The organism is Microbacterium sp. MMO-56, from assembly GCF_037146215.1.
Taxonomy (GTDB): Bacteria; Actinomycetota; Actinomycetes; order Actinomycetales; family Microbacteriaceae; genus Microbacterium.
This window is the reverse complement of sequence record NZ_JBBCVW010000009.1, coordinates 1-23,150: the sequence shown is the minus strand read 5'-3', so window position 1 is coordinate 23,150 and position 23,150 is coordinate 1. Positions and strand designations below refer to the sequence as shown.

At 66.8% G+C, this 23,150-nt stretch carries 23 protein-coding genes and 1 pseudogene; 7 read left to right on the top strand and 17 right to left on the bottom strand.

Annotated elements, in window-relative coordinates:
- Window positions 1-18: 18 nt before the first annotated feature.
- Window positions 19-1,179: a substrate-binding domain-containing protein gene (locus WFI00_RS09825; RefSeq protein WP_336631862.1), complete on the bottom strand. Its 1,161-nt coding sequence runs from the start codon at window positions 1,177-1,179 to the stop codon at window positions 19-21.
- Between the two features lie 329 nt (window positions 1,180-1,508).
- On the opposite strand from WFI00_RS09825, the gene WFI00_RS09820 reads away from it, so the two are divergent.
- The 3 genes from WFI00_RS09820 to WFI00_RS09810 are packed head-to-tail and all read left to right on the top strand — an operon-like array spanning window position 1,509 to window position 4,902.
- The gene (locus tag WFI00_RS09820; RefSeq protein WP_336631861.1) at window positions 1,509-2,429 is read left to right on the top strand and encodes an alpha/beta hydrolase; all 921 of its coding nucleotides are present in this window, start codon (window positions 1,509-1,511) and stop codon (window positions 2,427-2,429) included.
- Between the two features lie 23 nt (window positions 2,430-2,452).
- Window positions 2,453-4,135 carry a flavin-containing monooxygenase gene (locus WFI00_RS09815; RefSeq protein WP_336631860.1) on the top strand — a complete coding sequence of 561 codons (1,683 nt, stop codon included), beginning with the start codon at window positions 2,453-2,455 and terminating at the stop codon, window positions 4,133-4,135.
- Window positions 4,132-4,902, top strand: coding sequence for an SDR family NAD(P)-dependent oxidoreductase (locus WFI00_RS09810; RefSeq protein WP_336631859.1), 771 nt, complete (start codon window positions 4,132-4,134; stop codon window positions 4,900-4,902). Before WFI00_RS09815 ends, WFI00_RS09810 begins: the two co-directional genes overlap by 4 nt.
- A gap of 172 nt (window positions 4,903-5,074) precedes the next feature.
- Here WFI00_RS09810 and WFI00_RS09805 read toward each other — a convergent pair whose 3' ends face one another.
- Window positions 5,075-6,091 carry a LacI family DNA-binding transcriptional regulator gene (locus WFI00_RS09805; protein ID WP_336631858.1) on the bottom strand — a complete coding sequence of 339 codons (1,017 nt, stop codon included), beginning with the start codon at window positions 6,089-6,091 and terminating at the stop codon, window positions 5,075-5,077.
- Window positions 6,092-6,129: 38 nt separating this feature from the next.
- On the bottom strand, window positions 6,130-7,350 hold the full coding sequence (locus WFI00_RS09800) for a Gfo/Idh/MocA family protein (protein WP_336631857.1): 1,221 nt from the start codon (window positions 7,348-7,350) through the stop codon (window positions 6,130-6,132).
- 129 nt (window positions 7,351-7,479) lie between these two features.
- On the opposite strand from WFI00_RS09800, the gene WFI00_RS09795 reads away from it, so the two are divergent.
- Window positions 7,480-8,397, top strand: coding sequence for a PfkB family carbohydrate kinase (locus tag WFI00_RS09795; RefSeq protein ID WP_336631856.1), 918 nt, complete (start codon window positions 7,480-7,482; stop codon window positions 8,395-8,397).
- Between the two features lie 10 nt (window positions 8,398-8,407).
- On the opposite strand, the gene WFI00_RS09790 is transcribed toward WFI00_RS09795, so the two are convergent.
- The 6 genes from WFI00_RS09790 to WFI00_RS09765 all read right to left on the bottom strand — a co-directional run bounded on the left by WFI00_RS09790 (window position 8,408) and on the right by WFI00_RS09765 (window position 14,334).
- The gene (locus WFI00_RS09790; protein WP_336631855.1) at window positions 8,408-9,406 is read right to left on the bottom strand and encodes a LacI family DNA-binding transcriptional regulator; all 999 of its coding nucleotides are present in this window, start codon (window positions 9,404-9,406) and stop codon (window positions 8,408-8,410) included.
- Between the two features lie 34 nt (window positions 9,407-9,440).
- A complete protein-coding gene (locus WFI00_RS09785) occupies window positions 9,441-10,364 on the bottom strand; it encodes a ribokinase (protein WP_336631854.1) in 924 nt (307 codons plus the stop codon).
- Entirely contained in the window at window positions 10,361-11,317 is a 957-nt protein-coding gene (locus WFI00_RS09780; RefSeq protein ID WP_336631853.1) for a nucleoside hydrolase, read from the bottom strand. Before WFI00_RS09780 ends, WFI00_RS09785 begins: the two co-directional genes overlap by 4 nt.
- Window positions 11,314-12,150 carry a carbohydrate ABC transporter permease gene (locus WFI00_RS09775; RefSeq protein WP_336631852.1) on the bottom strand — a complete coding sequence of 279 codons (837 nt, stop codon included), beginning with the start codon at window positions 12,148-12,150 and terminating at the stop codon, window positions 11,314-11,316. Before WFI00_RS09775 ends, WFI00_RS09780 begins: the two co-directional genes overlap by 4 nt.
- Complete coding sequence (locus WFI00_RS09770; protein ID WP_336642356.1) at window positions 12,147-12,977, bottom strand: carbohydrate ABC transporter permease; 831 nt, start codon at window positions 12,975-12,977, stop codon at window positions 12,147-12,149. Before WFI00_RS09770 ends, WFI00_RS09775 begins: the two co-directional genes overlap by 4 nt.
- A 130-nt stretch (window positions 12,978-13,107) precedes the next feature.
- Complete coding sequence (locus WFI00_RS09765) at window positions 13,108-14,334, bottom strand: ABC transporter substrate-binding protein (RefSeq protein ID WP_336631850.1); 1,227 nt, start codon at window positions 14,332-14,334, stop codon at window positions 13,108-13,110.
- A gap of 152 nt (window positions 14,335-14,486) precedes the next feature.
- Here WFI00_RS09765 and WFI00_RS09760 point away from each other — a divergent pair, with 152 nt between their 5' ends.
- The gene (locus tag WFI00_RS09760) at window positions 14,487-15,521 is read left to right on the top strand and encodes an acetylxylan esterase (RefSeq protein WP_336631849.1); all 1,035 of its coding nucleotides are present in this window, start codon (window positions 14,487-14,489) and stop codon (window positions 15,519-15,521) included.
- A 60-nt stretch (window positions 15,522-15,581) separates the two neighbouring features.
- Here the strand turns inward: WFI00_RS09760 and WFI00_RS09755 are convergent, their stop codons facing one another.
- A complete protein-coding gene (locus WFI00_RS09755; protein ID WP_336631848.1) occupies window positions 15,582-16,199 on the bottom strand; it encodes a L,D-transpeptidase in 618 nt (205 codons plus the stop codon).
- 102 nt (window positions 16,200-16,301) lie between these two features.
- Between WFI00_RS09755 and WFI00_RS09750 the strand changes: the two genes are divergently transcribed.
- Window positions 16,302-16,457, top strand: coding sequence for a hypothetical protein (locus tag WFI00_RS09750; protein ID WP_336631847.1), 156 nt, complete (start codon window positions 16,302-16,304; stop codon window positions 16,455-16,457).
- Window positions 16,458-16,489: 32 nt separating this feature from the next.
- Here WFI00_RS09750 and WFI00_RS09745 read toward each other — a convergent pair whose 3' ends face one another.
- Both WFI00_RS09745 and WFI00_RS09740 read right to left on the bottom strand, forming a co-directional pair.
- Window positions 16,490-16,711: a hypothetical protein gene (locus WFI00_RS09745; protein WP_336631846.1), complete on the bottom strand. Its 222-nt coding sequence runs from the start codon at window positions 16,709-16,711 to the stop codon at window positions 16,490-16,492.
- A 177-nt stretch (window positions 16,712-16,888) separates the two neighbouring features.
- Window positions 16,889-18,061: pseudogene (locus WFI00_RS09740) on the bottom strand (alcohol dehydrogenase catalytic domain-containing protein).
- 272 nt (window positions 18,062-18,333) lie between these two features.
- On the opposite strand from WFI00_RS09740, the gene WFI00_RS09735 reads away from it, so the two are divergent.
- Window positions 18,334-18,858 carry a DUF6328 family protein gene (locus WFI00_RS09735; protein WP_336631845.1) on the top strand — a complete coding sequence of 175 codons (525 nt, stop codon included), beginning with the start codon at window positions 18,334-18,336 and terminating at the stop codon, window positions 18,856-18,858.
- Between the two features lie 208 nt (window positions 18,859-19,066).
- Here WFI00_RS09735 and WFI00_RS09730 read toward each other — a convergent pair whose 3' ends face one another.
- The 5 genes from WFI00_RS09730 to WFI00_RS09710 form a co-directional block, all read right to left on the bottom strand.
- The gene (locus WFI00_RS09730; protein ID WP_336631844.1) at window positions 19,067-19,555 is read right to left on the bottom strand and encodes a nuclear transport factor 2 family protein; all 489 of its coding nucleotides are present in this window, start codon (window positions 19,553-19,555) and stop codon (window positions 19,067-19,069) included.
- 41 nt (window positions 19,556-19,596) lie between these two features.
- Window positions 19,597-20,667, bottom strand: a complete 1,071-nt coding sequence (locus WFI00_RS09725; protein ID WP_336642355.1) for an ABC transporter ATP-binding protein — start codon at window positions 20,665-20,667, stop codon at window positions 19,597-19,599.
- A gap of 5 nt (window positions 20,668-20,672) precedes the next feature.
- A complete protein-coding gene (locus tag WFI00_RS09720; RefSeq protein WP_336631842.1) occupies window positions 20,673-21,479 on the bottom strand; it encodes an ABC transporter permease in 807 nt (268 codons plus the stop codon).
- Between the two features lies 1 nt (window position 21,480).
- Window positions 21,481-22,407 carry an ABC transporter permease gene (locus tag WFI00_RS09715; RefSeq protein ID WP_336631841.1) on the bottom strand — a complete coding sequence of 309 codons (927 nt, stop codon included), beginning with the start codon at window positions 22,405-22,407 and terminating at the stop codon, window positions 21,481-21,483.
- A gap of 47 nt (window positions 22,408-22,454) precedes the next feature.
- On the bottom strand, window positions 22,455-23,150 hold a 696-nt coding region (locus WFI00_RS09710), incomplete at its 5' end, for an extracellular solute-binding protein (protein WP_336642354.1).

Below are 23,150 nucleotides of genomic sequence, written 5' to 3'. Positions count from 1 at the left end.
GTCGGGCGGCCCCGGGGGTCACTGCGAGAACAGCGCCTTCTGCTGCTCGATCGTCAGCCCGGACGACAGGATCGCGTCGTTGGGGAGATCGGGCTCGCACTTGGGCATCATGTCCGGGTTGGTCGAGTCCTCGATGATCTCGAGGTTGTAGGTCGACGGTTCCGAGTTGGCGAGACCGTTGTAGGCCGCCAGACCCTTGTGCAGTGCGGGGATGGCGATCCAGTTGCGGGAGGACATCGTCGCGATCTGGAAGCTGGGCTGCGAGTCCTTGTACTGGTACCAGAGGCACGCGAACTGGTTGGAGTCGTTCGCCGACCACACCGGCAGCGGCTTGCCCGCATCGACGAACGCCTCGATGCCGCCCACCGAGCCCCCGCCGTAGTCGGCGACGATGCCGTCGATCTTGTCGAACTTCGTGATGAGGCCGGCCATGACCTGCTTGGTCTTGCCCGGCTCCCAGCCGGTGTCGACGAACGTGTCGCCCAGCTGCGCGTTGAGCAGCGTCACGCCGGGGTTCTCCGCGACCGCGCGCTTCACCCCGTCGTAGACGGCCTGCGAGTAGGGGTTGCCGGCCTGACCACCGGTCATGAGCAGGTTGCCCTTGGCTCCCATCTTCTCGATCGTCCACTTCGCGAGGCCGTAGCCGTAGGTGTCGACGTTCTCCGAGACGCAGTCGACGTAGTCCACGCCGGGGGTGCCACCGGGGCACGCGACGATAGAGACGAACTTCACGCCGGCCGCGGTCGCCTTCTTGACGGTGGGCAGCAGCGCCTCGCCGCCGTCGCTGAAGGAGACGATGACGTTCACGCCCTGCGCGACGAGGGAGTTGATGTCGGAGATCGCCTTCTGCGTGTCCGCCTGGGCATCCGTGTACAGGACGTCCGTGATGTTCGGGCACTTCTTGGCCTCGGCCTCGAAGATGGCCCGCGTCGTCTTGCGCCACGAGTTGCCGCCGAAGCCGTCCGCGTAGGCGACCTTGATGGGCTTGTCCCCGCAGAACTGCGAGACGTCGAGGATGTCGGACTGCACGCCCTGCTCCCCCACCGTGACGGTGTTGTCGCCACCGGAGCCGCCGGAGGCGCCGGCGGTGCCGCCGGACGGTGCACCGGTCGTGCAGCCGGTGAATGCGAGAACGCCGATCGCCAACGCGGCGAGGGCGGAATTCCTTCTGATGGACATGAAGACTCTTTCTCTTGGGCAGGGGACCGGACGCCTGCTCCGGTCCGGAGAGTTCTCCGGATCAGTGGTCGTCGTCGTCGACGGACCGTTCTTCGTCGACATCGACGAACTGATCTGCTCGCCTGCAGACCGGGCGCCTGCAGTTTCCTCATCGTGACAGCGGCCGCAGAGGACGCGATGAGTCACGTTGCGACGGCGGTGACTCATTTTGAGACCGCCCCTGCACGCATCCGGACACGCCCTGCACGCTGAACTCGTGAAGCGATTCACGGCACCGTTCGATCGGTCGCATCGTCGCGACGGATCTGCAGACGAAGGAGTTGAGCATCATGGGTACGCCGACGCCGACGGATCTCCTCGGGGAGATCTACGAGCACTGGATCTCCGAATTGGGGCTGCTGGGTGACGCGCCCGTCTCGACGGAGTTGTTGCGGTTGATCTTCGACGACTGGCAGCGGGCGACGGCGGAGCCCGAGGACGTCACCTACAGGAGCACGTCGATCGGATCCGTCCCGGGGATCCTCGTGACCCCGATCGGCGCGGATCCGGCCCAGATGCTGGTGTTCTTCCACGGTGGCGGGTTCGCCCTCGGGTCGTCCGCGAGCCACCGCAAGCTCGCCGGGCACATCGCGAAGGCGTGCGGTGCCCACGCCTTCGTGCTCGACTTCCGCCGGGCACCGGACTTCAAGTTCCCCGCGCAGCTGGAGGACGGGGTCGCGGTATACCGCGCGCTGCTGCACCAGGGCCACGCGCCGGAGGACGTCACACTCATCGGCGACAGCGCCGGAGGGAACCTCGCGATCAGCACGGTGTTCGAGATCGCGGAGGCGGGTCTCGCGCAGCCGGCGGGGGTGATCACCCTGTCCCCCTGGCTGAACATGGAGAACGACGGCGTGACGATCGAGACCAACGACGCGACCGACTTCCTCATCGCGCGCGAGGGGCTGCAGGGGAACATCGACCGCTACATCGCCGGCGCGACCGAGCCGACGGATCCGCGTGCGAACCCGCTCTATCGCGACTTCGACGGGTTCCCGCGTCTGTACATCACCGCGGGCGACATCGAGTCGCTGTGGGACGACGCCGAACGGCTCGACGCTCTCGCGCGCGGCGCCGGAGTGGACGTCACCTTCTCCGTCGGGGAGGGGATGCAGCACGTCTACCCCTTCATGGCGGGCAACCATCCTCGCGCGGATCAGGAGATCCGCGCGATCGCCGACTGGTACCGCGCCGGCCGCGCCGGCCGCTGAACGAACCACGAAAGGAACAGGAAATGACCGACAACACCGCGTCCCTCACCGCCGAGGGCGCCGCGACGGCGACCGACGTCGACAGCCTCATCATCGGCGCCGGATTCTCCGGCCTCGCCCTCCTCCATCACCTCCGCGAGGTGGGGCAGCGCAGCCTCGTCGTCGACGGCGCCGACGGCATCGGCGGCACCTGGTGGATCAACCGCTACCCGGGGGTGCGCACCGACAGCGAGTTCAGCTACTACTCGTTCTCCTTCTCCAAGGAGGTGCGCGACGAGTGGGTGTGGACGCACCGCTACCCCGCGGGCGAAGAAGTGCTCGCCTACCTCAACTTCGTCGCGGATCGTCTGGACCTGCGCAAGGACATCCGCCTGGGTGCGCGCGTGGAGTCCGCCGTGTACGACGAGGACCGCAACATCTGGACCGTGACCTTCGCCGACGGCACCTCGCTCACCTCGAAGTACCTGGTCTCGGGCATGGGCGTGCTGTCGCAGCCGATCTGGCCGGACATCCCGGGCATCGACACCTTCCAGGGGCGCCTCGTCCATGCCGCCCGCTGGCCGCACGAGGGGATCGACCTCTCGGGCAAGCGCGTCGGCCTCATCGGTCTCGGCGCCTCGGGCATCCAGATCACCCCCGTCGTCGCCCCGCAGGCGGAGAAGCTGGTCGTCTTCCAGCGCACCCCCAACTTCGTCGTCGAGACGAACAACGACCCCGTCTCGGAAGAGCAGCTCGCACACGTGCGCGCGACGTACGACGAGATCTGGGAGAGGGCGGCGGCGCATCCGTTCGGGGTGGACATGGTGCCCGCCGAGCACAGTGCGCTCGACGTCGATCCGGAGGAGCGCCACCGCATCTTCGAGAGCAAGTGGAACGAAGGAGGCTTCCACTTCGCGAACGAGTGCTTCAACGACCTCGCGACCAACCACGAGTCCAGCGAGCTCGCCTCCGAGTACATCCGCTCGAAGATCCGCGAGATCGTCCACGACCCGGAGACGGCCGACCTGCTCTCGCCGACGACGTACTCGTTCAACGGCAAGCGCGTGCCCACGGGCTTCGGCTACTACGCCGCGTTCAACCGCCCGAACGTGACGCTGGTCGACACGGCCACCACCCCGATCACCGAGATCACCGAGCGGGGTGTGCGCGTGGGCGATGAGGAGTACGAGCTCGATGTGCTCATCATGGCGACCGGCTTCGACGCCATGACGGGAACGCTCACGAACATCGACATCGTGGGCCGCGACGGCGTGGTCCTGCGCGACAAGTGGGCCGACGGCATCCGGACAAACCTCGGCATCTCCATGAACGGCTTCCCGAACTTCTTCCTGTCGCTCGGACCTCAGACGCCGTACTCCAACCTGCCGGTGCCGATCCAGCTCGGCGCGCAGTGGATCGCCGGCGCCGTCGCCTTCGCGGAGCGCAACGGCATCCACCACCTCGAGGCGACACCCGAGTCCGAGGTGTGGTGGGCGGCCGAGGTCGATCGTGCCGGCAAGGCGACGGTCATGTACTCCGAAGGACAGAAGGCGAAGGCGTGGTTCTTCGGCGAGAACGTCCCCGGCAAGCCGCACGAGTTCCAGGTCTACATGGGCGGGGGCGGCGTGTACCAGGAGTTCTGCCGCGCGGCCGCCGCGGACGGCTACGCGTCGTTCCGCACGGATCACGCGGGCCGGGCGCTCGAGGCGATCGGACAGACGGCGTGAACCGTCTGAGCGGCAAGGTCGCCGTCGTCACGGGCGGCGGATCCGGCATGGGCGCCGCCACCTCGGAGCTGTTCGGGGCGGAAGGGGCGACGGTCGTCGTGACCGATCTGGACGGCGCCGCGGCGTCCGCCGTCGCCGAGCGGATCGTCGCCGCAGGCGGATCCGCCTCGGCGGTGGCCGTCGACGTCGCGGACGAGGACGACGTCGCCCGCGCGTACGCCGAGATCGGCCGCGCGCACGGCACGATCGACGTGCTCATCAACTGCGCCGGGATCATCGGGGCGGACAAGCCGACCCATGAGCTGTCGGAGCGGGAATGGGACGCGCTGTTCGCCGTCGACGTGAAGGGGGTGTTCTTCTCCACGAAGCACGCCCTGCCGTACATGATCGCGCAGCGCTCCGGATCGATCGTGAACTTCTCGTCGATCTACGGCCTGACGGGCAACGACGAGTTCACGGCGTACCACGTCGCCAAGGGTGCCGTCACGATGCAGACGAAGCAGGATGCCGCCGTCTACGGGCAGTACAACATCCGCGTGAACTCGGTGCACCCGAGCACGGTGCTCACGCCGCTCGTCGAAGGCATCGCGAACGCGTTCCCCGGCGGACTCGAGGAGTACGAGAAGGTCAACACCGCGAACCAGTCGATCCGACGCCTCGGGACACCGCTCGACGTGGCGTACGCCGTGCTCTACCTCGCCTCGGACGAGTCGACGTGGGTGACCGGGGTCGCACTCCCCGTCGACGGCGGGTTCATGGCGCGCTGAGGCGCTCGACGTCAGAAGCCCTGCAGTACCCGGTCCCACGGGTGCGGCAGGGCTTCTGCGCACCGTGTGGGTGGATCGTCCGGCCACCGAGGAGCACACCGCGAGCCGCGCACGAATGCCGAGCGCGGAGCTGAACCCCAGCGTTCGTGACGCGAACCGGGGTGGCGCCCATCTATGTCTCCTCGGGCTCGGCAGAAACACAACCGCAAGACCCGCGGACCCGCAGGCTCGCCCGGAACACAGTGTGGTCTGCTCCCCGAGCGGCCTCCGTGATGGCTCGCACGGCGGCCTCGGCGATCGCGTCGACCGGCTGTTCCACGACACTCAACGGGGGTGAGGTGTATGCGCACTCGGCCGAACCGTCGAATGCGACCACTGCCAAGTCATCTGGCACCCGCACGCCGACAGCGTGCGCTGCCCGCAGGAGCCCCACCGCCTGCAGATCACTCGAGACGAAGACGGCGGAGGGGCGGTCGACGTGCCGCAGAAGGGAGAGCCCCGCTCGGTACCCTCCGTCCCGCGTATACGGCGCCCGTATCGTGCGGCCCTCGACCGCTCCGAACGAGCCGATCGCGGCCGCCCATCCACGCTCTCGCGCGCGCGTCGAGTCGGATCCGTCGTCTCCGAGGATCGCCGCGATCCGATCGTGGCCATGCTGGAGCAGATGACTCACGGCGAGAGCGCTCGCAGATTCGAAGTCCACGCCGACGGTCACCACTCCTGGAACCGGGCGGACGCGGTCGAGGACAACACACGGCACACCGATCGACCGCATCAGATCCTCGCGCACACCGTGTGCCGATCCGCTGGCGACGATGAGCCCGTCGATCTGCCGGTCGACGAGGTTCATGATCTGGCCGGCCTCCCGTTCCGCGTCCCCTTCGGAGTCGACGAGGAGCAAGGAATAGCCCGCATCAGCGCAGAGGTGCTGGACACGACGCGAGAGGTCGGCGAAGAACGGGTTACCCACGTTCGGAACGACGAGACCCACAGTTCGGGTCATGCCCGTGCGGAGAGCGCGCGCGACCGCGTTCGGGCGATAGCCGAGCTGGCGGATCGCCTCCTCCACGCGCGAGCGCGCGTTCGAGGAGACGGGACGGGGTGATCCATTCACGACGTAGCTGACGACAGCGGGGCTCACGCCGGCGAGCCGCGCTACGTCCGCCCTCGTGACCGCGTCCCGACTCACGTCCGCTCCTGCATACTCAGAACCCTACGTGGTGCACCTCAAGCCCCGGCCATACGCGGCCACGACGCGGGGGCATCTCCGAAGTCGGGGATCCTGAGGCGCTGCCCACCCGCGAGTGCCGATGCATGCGCAGTGATACCGGGCAAGGTGAAGCGCGCGGCGACCCAGGCATTCACCGGCGGGAGCGTCCGCGTCTCCACCGCCACAGCGAAGTCGTCCACGAGGTAATGGTGGGATCCTTCGTGTCCGTTGGGAGCCCCCTCGAGTTCACGCGGCAGGCGCGCGACATCATGAACCGCAGCGTGTCCGGACACGAACGCGCTGCGCAGTGCTGGGGATACGTGCGCCAGCGTCGGATCGTCGAGCGACATCGAGGCGTACGTGCGCAGGTCGTCGGTGACGTCGGTCACGCCCTCCTTGTCCTGCCAGAGACTCACGGTGGCGAGCTGCTCGAAGCTCGCTTCCGTGCCGAAGAAGCGGAACCGTGACTCGCGGAGGTGTGAGGGATATCCGACACGGCGCATCTCGTTCGTCCGCATCACACCCCCATCGGAGAGCTCGAAGAGCGCGCTGGCGTTGGAGAAGTCGTTGCCGAACATGCTGACCTCCCGATCGAAGACGCCATCACCTCGCTCATCGCGCACGCCGATAGCGCTCACCGAGGTGGCGTGCGCAGGGATCGCTCCCAGCACTCCACCGATGGCATGCGTGGGATACATCAGCGGCGGATAGCTCGCCGTCTCACGCCAAGCCTCCCCGCCGCTGTAGCGATAGGCGTCATAGAACCCGAGGTCCATGTCATGCACGTAGTCGCCTTCGGAGTAGAAGACGCGGCCGAACGCACCCTGCGCGTACTTGCTGCGCGCAAGCACGGTAGCCGGGTTGTAGTAGCTCGTCTCGCCCATCATGTAGACGAGACCGGTCGATCGCACGAGTTCGATGATCCGTCCGATCTCGTGCTCGGAGATCGCCATCGGTACAGCGGAGTAGACGTGCTTGCCTGCCGAGAGCGCGCGCTCCACGAGCGGCCCGTGGGTCCACCGCTGCGTGAAGATGGCGACGGCATCGACGTCGGAGGCGAGGAGCGCGTCGAAGTCTTCGACGGTCTCTGCCGCGGGCAGGGCGGCAGCGAGTGCCTCTGAGCGCTCGGCGATCAGGTCCGTGACCGCGATGCGGTCGACCGCGGGGTGCAGCGCGAACAGACGGGCAAAATGACCGGCGAACTGGCCAGCACCGACCAGTCCCAATGAGAACGGCATCGTCGATCCTCTTTCGTGATTCGTGTCATGTGGATGGTTGCTTCACAACACGGGCAATCGTAGCGGCATCTGGACTGCATATCTACACGTGTCACGTCAATCTTCGGCACCTGTGAGAGTATTCATTCGATGGTCATTGTCGTGATCGGCTCTGCGAACGAGGATCGGATCTTCCGCCGCGCCCCTTCGCTGGACGGGGGCCGAATGTCGTACGCCGCGTCACACCGACGCGCGGCGGGAGGCCTGGGGGTCAATCAGGCGATCGCGGTGGCGCGACAAAGCAGCCCCGTGGTGTACGCGGGCTGCGTCGGTGACGACGACCCCGGCATGCGAATCCTGGAGCGGCTGACCTCCGAAGGGATCGACACCACCTGCGTCGACGTCGTGGAGGGGGGATCGACGGGCGTCGCATTCGTCCAGACCCAACCGGGTGGGGCCCATTCGATCGTCGTCGCCCGCAACGCCAATGACCTGTTGACCGATGCGACGATCGACCACGCACTCAGGAAGGCTGCGCCCGGCGCGTCTGTCCTGCTCCTTCAAGGAGAGACCCCGCCTGCGCGGCTCGAGCACGCGAGCGGCGCGGCGCAACGGCGCGGCATGCGCACTGTACTGAGCCTGGACGCGCGCGTGTCGATCAGTCCGACCGTGGCGTCGCGATGCGACCCACTCATCGTGAGCCGGCCGGAGGCGGCGTGGCTCCTTGGCGAGGAGGTGCCGACCGTGGATGCCGCCCGTCACGCCGCACGCACGCTCCTGCGCTCGCATCGCAACGTCGTCGTGACCCTCGGGCCGGACGGCGCGGTCTACACCGACGGCGGCGATGCGCTACACCTCGCCGCGGACGCGCGGTTCCCTGCTGTCGACGTCTCCGGCGCCGGGGATGCGTTCGCCGCTGCCGTGTGCGTGGCCCTGCTTCGTGGCGCGCCTCTGGCGGAAGCGACGGCATACGCGCAGACCGTCGCAGCTCTGACGATCGCTCGACACGGGGTCATCGACGCCTTCCCGGATGCGGCAGAGATCGCCTCGGCGGTGCGATCGCCATGAAGGACGGGGTTCAGCCGTCGCACCCGCAGCTGTGGCGGATGACGAGTTGTCCGTCGAGCCTCATATCCGCCGGTGTGCCGCTTCTCAGGAAGGCCGCGATCTCGCGCGCCATCGCGTCCACCGGCTGACGCAGCGACGTGAGCGACGGCTGCACGAACGCACCGGCGCGGGTGCCGTCGAAGGAGACGATGGCCACATCGTCGGGGACGCGCAGGCCGAGACGATCACACGCATGGATGACACCCATCGCCTGCACGTCGGAGGAGACGAACAGCGCCGTCGGACGAGGCCGGTGGGCTGCCGCGCGATGCCCCGTCTCGGCGAGGAGGCTCTCCGCTGCACGGTCGCCGCCGGCAGCGGTGAAGTCTCCGTACGCGACGAGGTCGCGCGATTCGTCACCGACGGCGCGTCGCCAACCGGCGACACGATCGTCGGCCACCGCCACGCCGGGCGGGCCGGCGACGCATCCGATGTGACGATGGCCGTGGAACTGGAGATGCTCGGCAGCGCGCATCGCGCCCTCCGCACCGAGTGTGCTCACGCTGAAGGCCCGTCCGCCCACATGGCCTGCTCGATCGATGAATGCGACCGATACCGAGCGCAATTGTGAAAGCTGCTCTTCGAGAGCGCCCCCTCCGATGGCGATGATCGCGTCGACACGGCGCTCGACGAGCAGATCGATGTAGCGCCGAGAACGCTCAGAGGATCGGCCGATCGTTCCGGTGAGCACCAGAGTCTCCTCTTCGCTCAACTCGCGCTCGACGGCCTGCGCCAGTTCGGCGAAGTAGGGGTTGCTCTGCTCGGGCAGGAGTAGGCCGACGCTCCCGCTCGTGCCGCCTTTGAGAGCGCGCGCCATGACGTTCGGACGGTAGTTGAGCTCGCGGATCGCGTCCTCGACCGCGCGCCGCGACTTCTCTGACACCGGTCGCGGCCCATTGTTCACGACGTAGCTGACGACCGCCGTCGAGACCCCGGCCAACCGCGCGACGTCGGACCGCGTTGCGACCACGGCGACCACCTCCCACCGATGCCCTGGACCGACCCTACCCCGGCGGGGTGGACGGCACGACGAGATCGGACAGTGCCGGGTAGGACGACTGCGCCCCACGCCGCGCAACGGCGAACGCTCCTGCTCTCACTCCGAGAGCCACGGATTCCCGGAGAGTCGCACCAGCGGCGAGCCGTGTGGCGAGGGCACCGATGAACGCGTCGCCCGCGCCCGTGGTGTCCACCACTCTCTCGACGTCCGGAGCGGGGCACGCCCCCGCATCTCCGGCGTCCGCCCATACGGCCCCCTCGGGTCCCAGGGTGATGACGATGGACGTGGCGAGCGACCGCTGCAGCGTCACCGCCGCAGCGAGACCGTCGACATCCGCCCCGACCGCGCGGCCGAGGAGCGCGCTCGCCTCCGATTCATTGAGCACGAGTGGATCGGCCAGCGACAGGAGGGCCTCGGGCAGCGCGACGAACGGAGCGAGGTTGAACACGACACGGGCGCCGCAGTCGACCGCCGTTCGCACGGCGACATCGATCACGTCGGGGGCGATCTCGGCCTGGAGGACGAGCACGCTCGCCGACGAGCACAGCCGCCGCACGGCCCGACCGACCCGCGCCGCGTTCAACCCCGCATTCGCGCCGGGCACCACGACGATCGAGTTGTCTCCGTTGTCGACGATGTAGACCATGGCTGACCCTGTCGGCTCCGAGACCACCTCCACGTCGCCGGTGCGTATTCCCTCGGATCGGAGCTGCAGCAGCATCTGCGCCCCGTCCGCATCGTCCCCCACAGCACCGACGAAGCCGACATCGGCACCGAGTCGCGCCGCAGCGACGGCCTGATTCGCGCCCTTGCCCCCGGCTTGCTTCACGAGATCGAGCGCCAGGACCGTCTCGCCGAGAGCCGGCAGCGAGTTCACGCGAATGAGATAGTCCTGATTGATGGATCCGACGACCACCACCTGCGTCATGCGTGCACCTCCTCGGTCGTCACGTACCCAGGACCAGCATGGAGCATCTCATCGAGAACGCCCGCGATCGTGACCGCATTCGCTACCCGCTTCACGTAACGGTGCGGTCCGTCCGGTTCGGCGTGGAAGGTGTTCGCGCCGTCCGCGCCGACATGGACACGCCCCGGCTCGCTGTACCAATAGAGCCCCCGCGTGCGCATCGCCGCGACGTGCACGGCAATCAGATCCCAACTCGGGCGCCCGCGCCCGCTCGTGTAGAGCTGGTACGCAGCGGCAACAGGGTCGCGGCCCACCGGCGAGTCCCCCGTCGCGCGCCCGGTGATCACGTCGTGACCGACCTCCCACCCGACGAACTCGATCTCGCACGGCCATTCCGACACGAATCTCGCCGCATCATGCGGAAACGAGGCGATGTTGAACTCTCGTCCGGCGGGGAAGGTCCCACCCATCACGACCGTCCGGCGCACCTTTGCACGGATCAGGTCCCGTCCGGAGAGCGAGCACATGTCGTCGGGGCCGCTGTCCAGGAGACGCACGAGGTTGCCGAAGAAGCCGATGGACGTCATGACCACACCACCGTCCGGGCTCTCGGCCAATGCCCGTCGCAGAACGGTCTCCGACGGGGCCACGCGTGGACTCTTACCGGCGGCGAATCGCTCCGAGATATGACGAGCGAAGTCGACCTCTGCCTCATCCTCGGTCCCAGGGAAGTTCGCACCGATCGGGACATCGTCGCGGCCGAAGAAGGCGTTCACCACGGCTGCGGCGCGCGGGCCCCAGACGCTCGGGGTGTTCACCGAGACCGCCGCGAGGTCGATGTGGCCGCGGTCTGCCAGGACATGCGCGACGGCAAGCGCACCGACATCGTCCACGTCGCTGAAAATGTCGGTCTCGAGGATCATCCGCATGCGCGGAATCCGCGTGACGTCGTCGGTCGGAGCCAAGTCGTTCATCCCTTCAGACTTCCGGCCACGAGGCCGCTCACGATGTACTTCTGTGCGACCAGGAACAGGACGAGCATCGGAATCAGCACGACGACGGTCACGGTCATGAACATCGGCCAGTCGATCGTGAACTGCGCCACGGCACGCGATGCGAGCAGCACCAGCGTCGTCTTGTCCGGCGAGCTGAGATAGATCGTCGGCGAGACGTAGTCGTTCCACACCGCCATCACCTGGAAGACCCCCACCGTGACCAGTACCGGCCTGACGAGCGGCAGGGCGATCGAGAAGTACATGCGGAACGGTCTCGCTCCGTCGATCCTGGCTGCCTCGAAGAGCTCGGGCGGGAGCGTCCTCATGTATCCGACGATGATGAAGTAGCAGAACACCGCGCCCGCGCTGTAGATCGCGATGAGGCCCGTCAGCGTGTCGACGAGCCCGACGCCCGCGATCATCTTGTAGAGCGGCAGCAGTGTCGTCTGGTACGGAACCAGGAATCCGGCGAGCAACGCGACCGCGACGACACGGTTGAACCACGTCCGCTTGAGCGTGATGGCGAAAGCAGCGAGGGAGCCGACGAGGACCATGAGAGCCACTGACGCCACGGTCACATAGACGGTGTTCGCGAACGCGACGGGGATGAGCGGATCCGACAGCACCTTGACGTAGTTGGCGAAGGTGACCGATTGCGGCAGCCCCAAAGGGTTGGACTGTATCTCCTCTGAGGTCTTCAAGGTGGTCACGACGATGTAGTAGAAGGGGAAGGCGACCAGTGCCGCCAGTGGCAGCATGACGACCGTCAGGGCCAGGTTCCCGAGCGAGCCGGGCTTCTCCGAAGTTCTCATTTCGTGCTCCGTCCTGCTCGCGCGGATGCGAAGATCTGCACCAGCACCAGCACCGCCACCATCACCATGAAGATGATCGACAGTGCGGCCGCTTGGCCGTACTTCCCCTGCGCGATGCCCTGCGTGATGATCGACTGGGTGATCGTGTAGGTCGAGAATCCCGGGCCACCGCCCGTGAGTGCGATCGGAAGCGCGTAGACATTCATGCCACCGACCAGCAGCAGCAGCGTGCTGACGGTGATCGCGGGTGTCAGCATCGGCAGCGTGATGTAGCGAAACCGCTGCCATGCGTTCGCACCGTCGAGGGTGGCGACTTCGTAATAGTCCGCGGGAATGGACTGGAGGTAGGCGAGGTAGAGAACGGCGTGCCACCCCGTGGCCGTCCACACTCCCACCGCAACGACGCTCGCCTGGGCGAGCGTCGAGTCCGCGAGCCAGGGGATGGGGGCCGCGTCGAAGAAACCCAGTAGCGCGTTCAGTGCGCCCCGCGAGAGCGGGCTGAGGATGACCGCCCAGACGAAGCCGAGAATCGCGATGCTGGGGATCGCCGGGAAGAAGAACACAGACCGCACGATGTTGCGACCGAAGAAGGCACGGTTCAGCGCGAGCGCGAGCGGAATGGCGCATACCGTCGTGATCGCGGTCGTGGCCACGGCGTACAAAATGGTGAAGGTGAGGCCGGACAGAAGTGCCGGGTCACGGAAAACGGTCTCGTAGTTGCGCAGACCCACGAAACGAACGTCGTCGCTGATGCCGTTGTAGTCGGTGAAGCTGAAGTACATCGACTGCGCGAACGGGACGGCGAGAACGACGACCAGAACGATCAAGATGGGCAGAAGGAACCCGTCGCCGCCGCCCTCACGGCGGCGACGGGCCCTTCTCCGATCCGACGGCGTCGTCGCACGCGCGCTCTCCACGCGTGTCATGTGAACGTCGGTAAGCACGTCGACCTCCGGGTCAGCGCAGGCTCGCGAGCTTGTCGTCGATGGATGCCGCGGCGTCCTCCGGCGATCGCTTGCCCTGGATCATCTCCTGGACCACCGCGACGACGTGAGTCGACAGCGCCTGGTTGTTGTCGACCCACCAGGTCTGCGGCCAGTAGATGGATCCCGCCGACGCCGCCGGGATGGCGTTGTCGAAGATCGCCGGCAGTTCGTTCGTGAATCCCTGTACGGTGACGATCTGCGAGGTGCTCTTCTGATACAGCTTCAGAGCCTCGTCGGACATCAGGAAGTCGACGAGCTTCTTCGCCGCGTCGGGATTCTTCGCCTTCGCGTTGACCGAATAGCCGATCGAGATCGTGCCGCCCCAGTACCCGCCCTGATCGGTGGGAACCGCATCGAGTCCGATGTCAAGGCTCGGCGAGGCCTTCTGGATCGAGGCCAGCGCCCACGTCCCCGACGGGAACATCGCCGCCTCGCCCGAGGCGAACTGCGCGACGGCTGCGTCGAAGTTCAGGCCGACGATGTTGGGAGAGAGGTATCCCGCCGACACGAGGCTCTCGAGCTTCGTGAGGGGCCCGGTCCAGGTCTTCGCGAACGTCGTCTTGCCCGCCCAGATATCGGCGTCCATGGCACCATCCAGCGACGCGTTGACTTCGCCGAGGAGCGCGGCAAGCAGCATCGGCGACTCGTCGCCGCGCTCGACGATCGGCGTGATCCCTGCAGCCTTGAGCTTGCCGCAGAGGTCGACGAATCCATCCCAGTCTGTCGGCACCTGCTCATAGCCGACCTTCGCGAGAAGATCCTTGTTGTAGTAGATCCCACCCGCCCATGCTCCGGGCGCCGCCGCGTACACGGCCCCGTCGGCCCCGTACAGCTTGCGTGCTTGCTCGGTGGTCTTTGCGACGTTCTCCAATCCGGAGATGTCCGCCGCCGCGCCGGCAGAGATGATCTGTCCCTTGTTCTCGGACGCCATGACGAAGACGTCCGCGGCCGTGCCGCTCGACAACCGGGTCTGGAGGGTGTTGACGTAGTCGTCGACGGGCGGCGCGAACGAGAACTCGACGTTGATCGACGTCTCTTTCTCGAACGCGTCGATGACCGGCTGCATCGCCTCCTGCGATTCCCAGGAGAACAGCGTCACCTTCTGTGCCTGGGCATCGCCGGACGGCGTGCACGCGGCCAGCGCCGCGATCGCCGATCCGGCGACCGCGATAGCCGAGATCGTACGCAGCGCGCGCACGCGAGGCTCCCTGATTCGTGTCTTCATTGACTTCCCTGTCTCTGCGAATGCCGATGGCGAGTACGCCGCGGCGTGAACGGATCGATATCGATCTACTTGAGTAGATTGACGATACCGGTCGCTAGTCTACTCAAGTAGATGTCGACTGCAAGATGCTCGAGAGGATGCACGGAATGACACAGTTCGACCTGCCGCTGGCGGAACTCGAGAACTACCGAGCGAACATCCGCGCACCGTCCGACTTGCACGACTTCTGGTCGCGAACGCTCGCCGACACCCGCGAGCACGATCTCGACATCCGACGATCCGTGGTCGGCAACGGCCTGCGTCTGGTGCGCACCCATGATCTGGACTTCGCCGGTTTCGGCGGCTCGAGGGCGAGGGCATGGTTGCACGTTCCCGCGGATGCCACTGAGGCGGTGCCCGCGGTGGTCCAGTTCCCGGGCTATTCCGGTGGCCGGGGGTACCCGCATGCGTCTCTGTGGGCCGAGGCGGGCTACGCCCACCTCGTCCTCGATCCCCGAGGGCAGGGCTGGTCATCGGGGGGCCCTGGGAGGTCGACGAGGTCCGCCCTCCCCGACAGTGAGCGCGGTGCACCGGGGATCATGACCCTCGGGATTCACGATCCCGAAAGCTACTACTATCGTCGGCTCTATACCGACGCCCTCCGACTCGTCGAGGTCGCACGGTCCCTTCCCCTCATTGATGCGTCCCGCATCATCGTCACGGGCATCAGTCAGGGCGGAGGGGTGGCGATAGCCGTCGCGGCACTCGCCGCATGGTCGGGCATACCACTGATTGCGACCGCGCCGGACGTCCCGTTTCTCTGCGACATCGAACGGGCGACCACCCTCACAGAACGAGCACCGTATGCGGAGATCACCCGCCACCTCTCCGTCTGGCGCGACGATGCTGCGGCAGCGTCGCGGACCCTCCCGTACTTCGACGGCGCCGTCCTGGCCAGCTTCGCCACTGCACCGGCTCTGTTCTCCGTGGCGTTGCGAGACGGGACGTGTCCGCCGTCGACGGTGTTCGCCGCATACAACGCCTATGGTTCACATGCTCCGTCCGGTCCACCACCGAAACGCATCGTCGTCTACCCGCACAATGATCACGAAGGCGGTGGAGGTGCTCAGATCGACGAGCAGCTGCGATGGTTCGCGGAGCGCGTGGGACGGGACGACTGAGAACCCGGCGGCACATGCGGGGTGGGCCCTCTCCGTGCTGCGACGACGCGCGGAAGCCCTCTACCGGATGGTGACGGGCGTGCCGATCGAGACGTCGCCGTACAGGTGCGCGATCGCGTCGAGGGGCATGTGCACGCAGCCGTGCGATCCGCTCTGCGGGTACTCGCTCGAACCGAACGGGAAGGTCTGCCACGATGCGTCGTGGAAGCCCACCTCGTCGTCGAACGGCATCCAGTAGGCGACCGAGTCGTCCCACGATCCGTGGGAGTCGTGACCCACGAGTTCCGTGTCGCGCACCATGCCGGCGATCGCGAACGTGCCGATGGGGGTCGCGTAGTCGGGGTCGAGCCCCGAGGCTCCCGTCGAGACATCGGAGTCCATGATCAGGTTCTCCCCTGAGCATTCCCAGAGATGCTGGTCGGCGATGCTGACATAGACGTGGAGCGTGCCGTCGACGGCGGCGGCGTCTCCGGGACCCGTGCAGTTCGGTTCGGGCTGAGGGTCGTCGTGAAGCGTCCACTCCGCGGCCGGTGACGGTGCCGTCGTCGAGGCGGTGGGTGTCGGCGTCGATGTCGGGGCCGGAGTCACCGCCGGCGATGGCGGCGTGGGGGCGGCGGGCGCGCATCCCGCCAGCGCGATCGCGGCGACGACAGCGACGGCCGCGCCCGTGCGGCGCACGGAGAGCACTGGACGAAAAGCACAGTCGCCGCGCCGCGCCGCGCGCCTAGCATCGCCCTCGACCGGCCTCACCCGCTGCACGAATGGAAGGGAGCGATACCCGTGATCCTGACGACCGCAGGTACCGAACCGCACAGCATCATCCTGCCGCCGACGCAGAGCCTCGACATCAGTGCTGCCGTGCATGCGGCTCTCGATCCCGGGATCCCGCGCTCTCGCGCCATGGCCGAAGGCCAGAGCCCGGGTGATCCCGGGTAGGCGCCCAAGCTAGAGGGATTCCGACCTCACCGTCAGCCTTGCGGACGCGGTCCCATTCCATAGACGATCCACCCGGCCACGGGAATGGCGAGGAAGAAGACCCACGCCCACCCCCATCCGCCGGCCAGGAAGCCGATCAAGAGGAAAAGGGCGACCGCGATGATTGGGACGATCGCGACAATGGCGACGCCCACGGAACCGCCGAGAGGACGCTTACGGGCAAGGGGGTTGGATACATCGTCGGAGTCAGACATGCGGTCAGGGTAGTGCACACAGGACCCCTGATCGCAAGGGATTTCTCGATAGTCGCGAACGAAAGTCACGAGCTGTTCACACGTCCGATATCGACGTTCTGCGCGCCCGAGATCACGACGTCGCAATCGTCCGGCGGCCGACGGATCGCTACCGGAGACGGACACGAACGGTCGCGGTCAGGGGTGCATCACGACCTTTATGCAGCCGTTCTGCTTCTTCTGGAAGATCTCGTAGTGCGCGGCCGCATCGTCGAGGGACGGGCGGTGGGTCACCAGATCCTGGGTGCCGAGGGGGTCGTCGTCCTCTTCGACCAAGGGAAGCAGCATGTCGGTCCAGCGCTTGACGTTGCACTGCCCCATCCGCATCGTCACCTGCTTGTCGAAGAGCGTCTTCATCGGCATCGGATCGGCCTCGCCCGCGTAGACGCCGCTCAGCGACACCGTTCCGCCGCGCCGCACCATGTCGATGGCACTCATCAGCGCCGCCGTGCGGTCGATGCCCGCGTTCTACATCAGAGGCTGGGCGATGATGTCCGGCAGCGCCCCCATCGCGTGATGAGCGGCACTGACGAGCGGATTTCCGTGCGCCTCCATGCCGACGGCGTCGACCACGCCATCCGCGCCGCGACCTTCCGTGGCATCCAACACGGCGTCGAGCGCCCCGGACTGGTCGAGCGTGCGGATGCCGTGACGTTCAGCCATCGCGCGCCGCTCCGGCACCGGATCCACAGCCAGCACGTCGTAGCCGAGATGACGCCCGACGCGGGATGCGAACTGCCCGACCGGGCCGAGTCCGAGTACGACCAACGACCCTCCGTCCGGAACATGCGCGTAGTGGACGCCCTGCCACGCCGTGGGCAGGATGTCGCTCAGGAAGAGATACCGCTCGTCGGGCAGGTCCTCGCCCACCGGGATGGTGTTGTAGTCCGCGAGCGGAACGCGCAGGATCTCCGCCTGGCCGCCGGGTACCTGTCCGTAGAGCTTGGTGTAGCCGAACAGCGATGCCCCCGAACCGTACTCGCGCACCTGGGTCCGCTCGCACTGCGACTGCAGTCCGCGCGTGCACATGAAGCACTCTCCGCACGAGATGGTGAACGGCACGACCACCCGCTGTCCGACATGCAGGCCGTGCACGTCGGTGCCGACCTCCTCGACGACGCCCATCGTCTCGTGCCCGAGGATGTCGCCGCGGTCGAGGAACGGACCGAACAGCTCGTACAGATGCAGATCGGACCCGCAGATCGCGGTGGAGGTCACCCTGATCAGTGCATCGGTCGGCTGTTCGATGCGGGCGTCGGGGACGTCGCGGACCTCCACGCGTCGACGCCCCTGCCAGGTGAGCGCCCTCACGATGCGCCCTCGCCGGAGAGGTCGCGCACGGGCTCGGCAGGGCGGGTGCCGGAGGAGGAGCCGCCGTCGGAGGAGTTCATAGACTCACCTCACTCGACGCGTCGCGGATGATCAGGGGGATTGCCACCGCGCCCCCGGGGGCGTATACGCGCGCACGGGTCCTCCGGCGCCTGTCAAGCGCCTCGTCTCCGCCCGACCATCGGCGCACAATGCAATGGTCGGCGATTCCGGGGAGGTTCCGATGGACGCGCGATCGGTGACGGAGTGCGAGCATGTCTGACGGCGACGGTCGCACACGCCGCGGCGACCGGGACGCGCGTCCCGGAGACGGCAGGGACGAGACCGCGAACCAGCGCGCGGACCGCAACTGGTCGGAACTCCTCCAAGAGCTGCGTGTCACCCAGACGGGGACGCAGCTGATCAGCGGATTCCTCCTCGCCGTGGTGTTCCAGACACGGTTCAGCGACGTGGACGGATATCAGCTGTCGCTCTACCTGACGCTCGTCGGGTTGGCGGCGGTGTCGACGCTGCTCGGGCTCGGTCTGGTGCTGTTCCACCGGATGCACTTCGCGAAGCTGATGAAGGCGCGGGTGGTGCACGTGGGCAGCCGACTCCTGATGGCCAACATGATCGTCCTCGTCCTGCTCACGGCCGGCGTCACCAGCCTGATCTTCGACGTCGCGCTGAGCCGGACCGCCGGCGTCATCGCCTTCCTCGTCGCCCTGCTGCTGGGCTCGGCGCTGTGGGTGATGCTGTCCGGCACCCGGGAACGCGGCGAGGATCGTGCGGGGCGGTGAGGGGGCGCGAGGGCGACCGACGGCTCGACCCCACGCCGGATTGGCGGGACGTGGCCGAAGCCGCTCGAGACGTCATCCTGCGCAATATCGTGCGCGCCTGACCGACGACGCCGACGGTACTCCGGTCCACGGCACCGACAACGGCCGACCCGTGCTGTCAGTCGAGACGAGGAACCGGACGCTGACTCTCGCCGCTGGAGCGGAACAGTCAGCCGTTGTCGTGACCGTGAAGCACGAATCGGCCCGGCCAGTGATCCTCGATCTCCGAGACACGGTGAGCGATGCGCCACTTGCCGTCGGGTTCGCGACGCAGGGTGTCGAGGTAGCGGCCGAGCCCCCATACGTATGAACGCTCGCCGAGGCCCGCGTCGAAGCGGAACATGTAGCTCTGCGCCTCGGCGGTGTCGCCGTACAGCTGGATGCGACTGTTCAGCACCAGATGCTTGTGCCACGTTTCGGGGGCGTGGGAATGACGGCTCGCGAAGTCCAGCGTGCCTTGTCTTCCGACCCAGCGGTGGACCGAGCCGTCGGGACGGCGGTTCTCGCGCACAGCGTCGTCGGTGAAGACGTCGACGAGCTGGTCGTAGTCGCCGTAATCGAGCGAGTGCCCGTACTGAGTGAGGGTGTCGAGGATCGCGTTGCGGTCTTCGAGTTCCTGCAGGCGGATGCGCAGGGCGTCGAGATCATCGGTGGCCATGGTGTTCCTTTCGGTAGGGGTGGGTGCTGCGCCGTGGCGGGTCATCCTGTCTGTGGCAGCAGTATCGCGTCGTCCCACGGGATCGAGATGTCCACATGCTGTCCGGCGGAGAACCGGCGACCGCGGGTGGGTACGACGACGCGCAGGGCGGAGACCGCGTCCGAGTCGATGATCAGGCGGGTCTCATCTCCGAACAGCATCGAACTGCGCACGATGCCCTGCAGCACCGGAGCCCCGTCGATCACGCCGACCTTCGCAGCACGCGGACGGATACCGAAGAGGTACAGCCCCGAGGAACGGCGCGTGGGGTCACCCCACGCCGTATCGCCCTGGGCGAAGGAGAACCGCCCATCGTGGTCGATTCGGCCGGCGACCATGGTCGCGTCCGAGAAGAACTCGGCGGTGAAGGAGTTCGGCGGGTTGCGGAAGAGATCGTCAGGTTCGCCGAGCGCGATCACCTCGGAGTTGTTCATGATGGCAATCCGGGTGGAGAGGTGCATCGCCTCCTGCTGATCGTGGGTGACATACACGAAGGTGGTGCCGAGTTCGCTATGGATGCGCTTGATCTCCGATTCCATCTCCAAGCGCAGCGTGCGATCGAGCGCTCCGAGCGGCTCGTCCATCAACAGCACGTCGGGGTCGTACGCCAGCGATCGGGCGACCGCAACGCGCTGCTGCTGCCCACCGGAGAGCTCGGCCGGTAACGCATCGGCGCGATGCTCGAGTTTGACGATGGCAAGCATGTGCGCGACACGGTCCCTGCGGCGGTCGGCGGCCCACTTGCGGCGTTTGAGGCCGTACTCGATGTTCTGCGCGACCGTGAGGTTGGGGAAGAGCGAATAGCTCTGGAAGACCATGCCGAGTTCTCGCTGAGCGGGACTCAGGCGTGAGATGTCACGCGAGCGCAGCCAGATGGCTCCGCTTGTCGGGGCTTCGAACCCCGCGATCAGCTTCAGCAGGGTGCTCTTTCCGGACCCACTCGGGCCGAGGAGGGTGAGAAACTCTCCCCGCTCGATCGCGAAGCTCGTGGGGGCGAGCGCAGTGAGAGCTCCGTAGCGCTTGGCCACCTCGTCGAGGACGAGCACCTGGCTGTCGTTCGTTCTGACGTTCATACGTATCAACCTTTGCGTCTTCTGAAGGCGAGCCGTCCGGCGAGCGCCGCGACGGCCATCAAGAGTGCGGACCCGATCATGAGCAGCGACGCCGCCGCGGTGATCACCGGGTCGGTGGCGTTCTGCACGGAGTCGAGAATCGCCTTGGGCAGCGTCACCTGGCCGGGTCCCCCGACGAAGTTCACGATCACGACCTCGTCGAAAGCGTGCAGGAACCCCATGACGGAACTCGCGACGATCGCCGGCACGAGGGCTCGACCCGTGATCTCGACCAGCGAGCGGCCGAGTGAGGCTCCCATCGTCATCGCGGCGAACTCCGGTGTGCGCGAGATCTTGCTGAGCCCCGCAGTGATGCCGATGAGCACAATGGGGAGCGCGAGGACGGCCTGCGCAAGGATGAGCCCGATGTTGGTGGAGGTGAGACCCAACCGTGAGTACAGCGTGAAGAGGCCCACGGCCAGAGCCGTCGTCGGAATGATGATGCTGGCTACCGCCGCGCCCTGAAGGATGTTGCGCCCGGGCAGCGTACTGCGCTGTGCCACCAGAGCCACCGGTAGAGCGACGACGACCGCGAGAAGGGCGGCGGGAAGGGCCAACGACATCGAGAGGCCGATCGACCGCATCCAGACCTGATTGCGGAAGAGCTCCTCGTACTGACGCCACCCGAAGCCCTCGGGCGGGAAGGCGAAGCGCACCTGCTCGGAGAACGAGATCGCCAGGGTGACCACGACCGGGGCGAGGATGACGATGATGATCGCCGCCAGCAGGACGCGCATGAACACGCGGGAGAACGCGTCGATGATCCGTGCCATGTCACGACCTCGCAATCGCGCGGCGGACACTGCCGGCACCGACGACGGCGAGAGTGATACCCATCACCAGCAGGGCGACGACGAGCAGGATCACTGACAGCGCAGCGGCCGCCGGATAGTCGAAGTACTGGAGGATGTTCGCTTGGATGAGAGTCGCGAGGAAGGGGGACTGTGCACCGCCGAGCACGACCGGTGTGACGTAGAAGCCGACGGCCAGGGCGAACACCACCGCACCCGAGGCGATGAATCCGGGGGTGGCCAGCGGCAGCATCACGCGGGTGATCGCGCCGGATCGCGTCGACCCGAGCACCTCCGCGTTGCGCAGAAGGTTCAGGTCTATCGTCTGGAAGACCGCGTTGACCGTCAGCACGCCGAACGGTACGAGTGAGTACGCGATTCCGAGGACGACGGCGGGAGTCGTGTACATCAGCTGGACCGGGTCGAGGCCGAGAGCACGCAGCGCCGCGTTCACGACGCCGTCGTTGGAGATGAGCAGCACGATCGCGTAGTTCTTCACGACGGCGCCCATCCAGAAGGGCGCGAGAACGCACGCCCAACAGAGCAGGCGAAGCCACCGGTGCTTCGTCGTGCGGATCGTCCATCCGAGCACGCCGGAGACGAAGACCACGATCACCGTCGCGATGAGGCTGGCAGTGAACGTCGTGATGATCGCTCGCTGCCCTGAGCCACTCGCGAGCACCCGCCCGTATGCCTCAAAGCCATCGGCGCTGGATTCTATGGCCAGCAGTACGAGCGGGTAGATCGCGAACACAGCCAGCAGCACGACCGCGGGGAGCACCGCGATGACCGCGTAGCGGCGGGGAATGAAGGGGCTCCACTCACGTCGCGAGCGGGGACTGCGCACCGGCTCGGAAGCCGATCCGCGCGCGCTGGCGGGCGTTTCCGTCCGCAGAGTATCTGTCGTCATGACGTTTGGTCTGCTTTCGTCTGCACTGAGGGTGGCCGGAGCGGACGTCAGCCGGCGATGAATTCCTGCCAGCGACGGTTGATCTCATCGAACTTCGAGTTGAAGTCGGCGGCGTTGGGCACGGCGAGCTCGCCATCGTGCTCGGGCGCGTTCGCGAAACGCGGGCGCTGGTCGGCGGGGACGAACTCCAGTGCGGCGGCACTGATCGGAGCCTTCTGCGCCTTTGTGGCGAAGGCGGCCTGCTCCTCCAGGTGCGTCGCGTTCCACTCGAGCAGCTGCCACGCGGCATCCTTGTGCGGCGCGTTCTTGAGCACCACGCTGGTGCCCTGTGCGCGCGCACCGTCCGCCCAGACGACGTCGTAGTTGCCCTGCGGGATCAGCTCGCTATAGATGCGCGTCGCGTAGAAGATCGCCATATCGGCCTCGCCCTGGTCGAGCACTTGGGTGCCCTGGTCGACTGTGCTGTAGATCACCGACACTGCCGGGCGAAGCTCCTCGAGCTTGGCGAACACCTTGTCAACGTCGATGGGTGTCGTTCCGATCTCATCGCGCGGAGTTCCGAGTGCCAGCTGTGCGGCGGTGAGCGGGTAGATCGGGTTGAAGCCGATGATCGCGCGCTTCTCCGGGAACTTCTGAGCCCTGATCCACCGTCGCGATTCGGTTGAGCCGCGTTTCGCTTTTCGTTGAGTTGTTTCGGCGGGCGGGCGTGCGTGTTCTGCCAGCCGGGGCTCTGGCTTATCCAC

Excerpts from the sequence above, each read along its gene's own strand:
- WFI00_RS09775 (WP_336631852.1), bottom strand. The coding sequence starts at position 12,150 with ATGAGAACTTCGGAGAAGCCCGGCTCGCTCGGGAACCTGGCCCTGACG.
- WFI00_RS09730 (WP_336631844.1), bottom strand. The coding sequence starts at position 19,555 with ATGGCCACCGATGATCTCGACGCCCTGCGCATCCGCCTGCAGGAACTC.
- WFI00_RS09785 (WP_336631854.1), bottom strand. The coding sequence starts at position 10,364 with ATGACGCAGGTGGTGGTCGTCGGATCCATCAATCAGGACTATCTCATT.
- WFI00_RS09815 (WP_336631860.1), top strand. The coding sequence starts at position 2,453 with ATGACCGACAACACCGCGTCCCTCACCGCCGAGGGCGCCGCGACGGCG.
- WFI00_RS09760 (WP_336631849.1), top strand. The coding sequence starts at position 14,487 with ATGCTCGAGAGGATGCACGGAATGACACAGTTCGACCTGCCGCTGGCG.
- WFI00_RS09825 (WP_336631862.1), bottom strand. The coding sequence starts at position 1,179 with ATGTCCATCAGAAGGAATTCCGCCCTCGCCGCGTTGGCGATCGGCGTT.
- WFI00_RS09720 (WP_336631842.1), bottom strand. The coding sequence starts at position 21,479 with ATGGCACGGATCATCGACGCGTTCTCCCGCGTGTTCATGCGCGTCCTG.
- WFI00_RS09725 (WP_336642355.1), bottom strand. The coding sequence starts at position 20,667 with ATGAACGTCAGAACGAACGACAGCCAGGTGCTCGTCCTCGACGAGGTG.
- WFI00_RS09795 (WP_336631856.1), top strand. The coding sequence starts at position 7,480 with ATGGTCATTGTCGTGATCGGCTCTGCGAACGAGGATCGGATCTTCCGC.
- WFI00_RS09780 (WP_336631853.1), bottom strand. The coding sequence starts at position 11,317 with ATGAACGACTTGGCTCCGACCGACGACGTCACGCGGATTCCGCGCATG.
- WFI00_RS09715 (WP_336631841.1), bottom strand. The coding sequence starts at position 22,407 with ATGACGACAGATACTCTGCGGACGGAAACGCCCGCCAGCGCGCGCGGA.
- WFI00_RS09735 (WP_336631845.1), top strand. The coding sequence starts at position 18,334 with ATGTCTGACGGCGACGGTCGCACACGCCGCGGCGACCGGGACGCGCGT.
- WFI00_RS09820 (WP_336631861.1), top strand. The coding sequence starts at position 1,509 with ATGGGTACGCCGACGCCGACGGATCTCCTCGGGGAGATCTACGAGCAC.
- WFI00_RS09745 (WP_336631846.1), bottom strand. The coding sequence starts at position 16,711 with ATGTCTGACTCCGACGATGTATCCAACCCCCTTGCCCGTAAGCGTCCT.
- WFI00_RS09800 (WP_336631857.1), bottom strand. The coding sequence starts at position 7,350 with ATGCCGTTCTCATTGGGACTGGTCGGTGCTGGCCAGTTCGCCGGTCAT.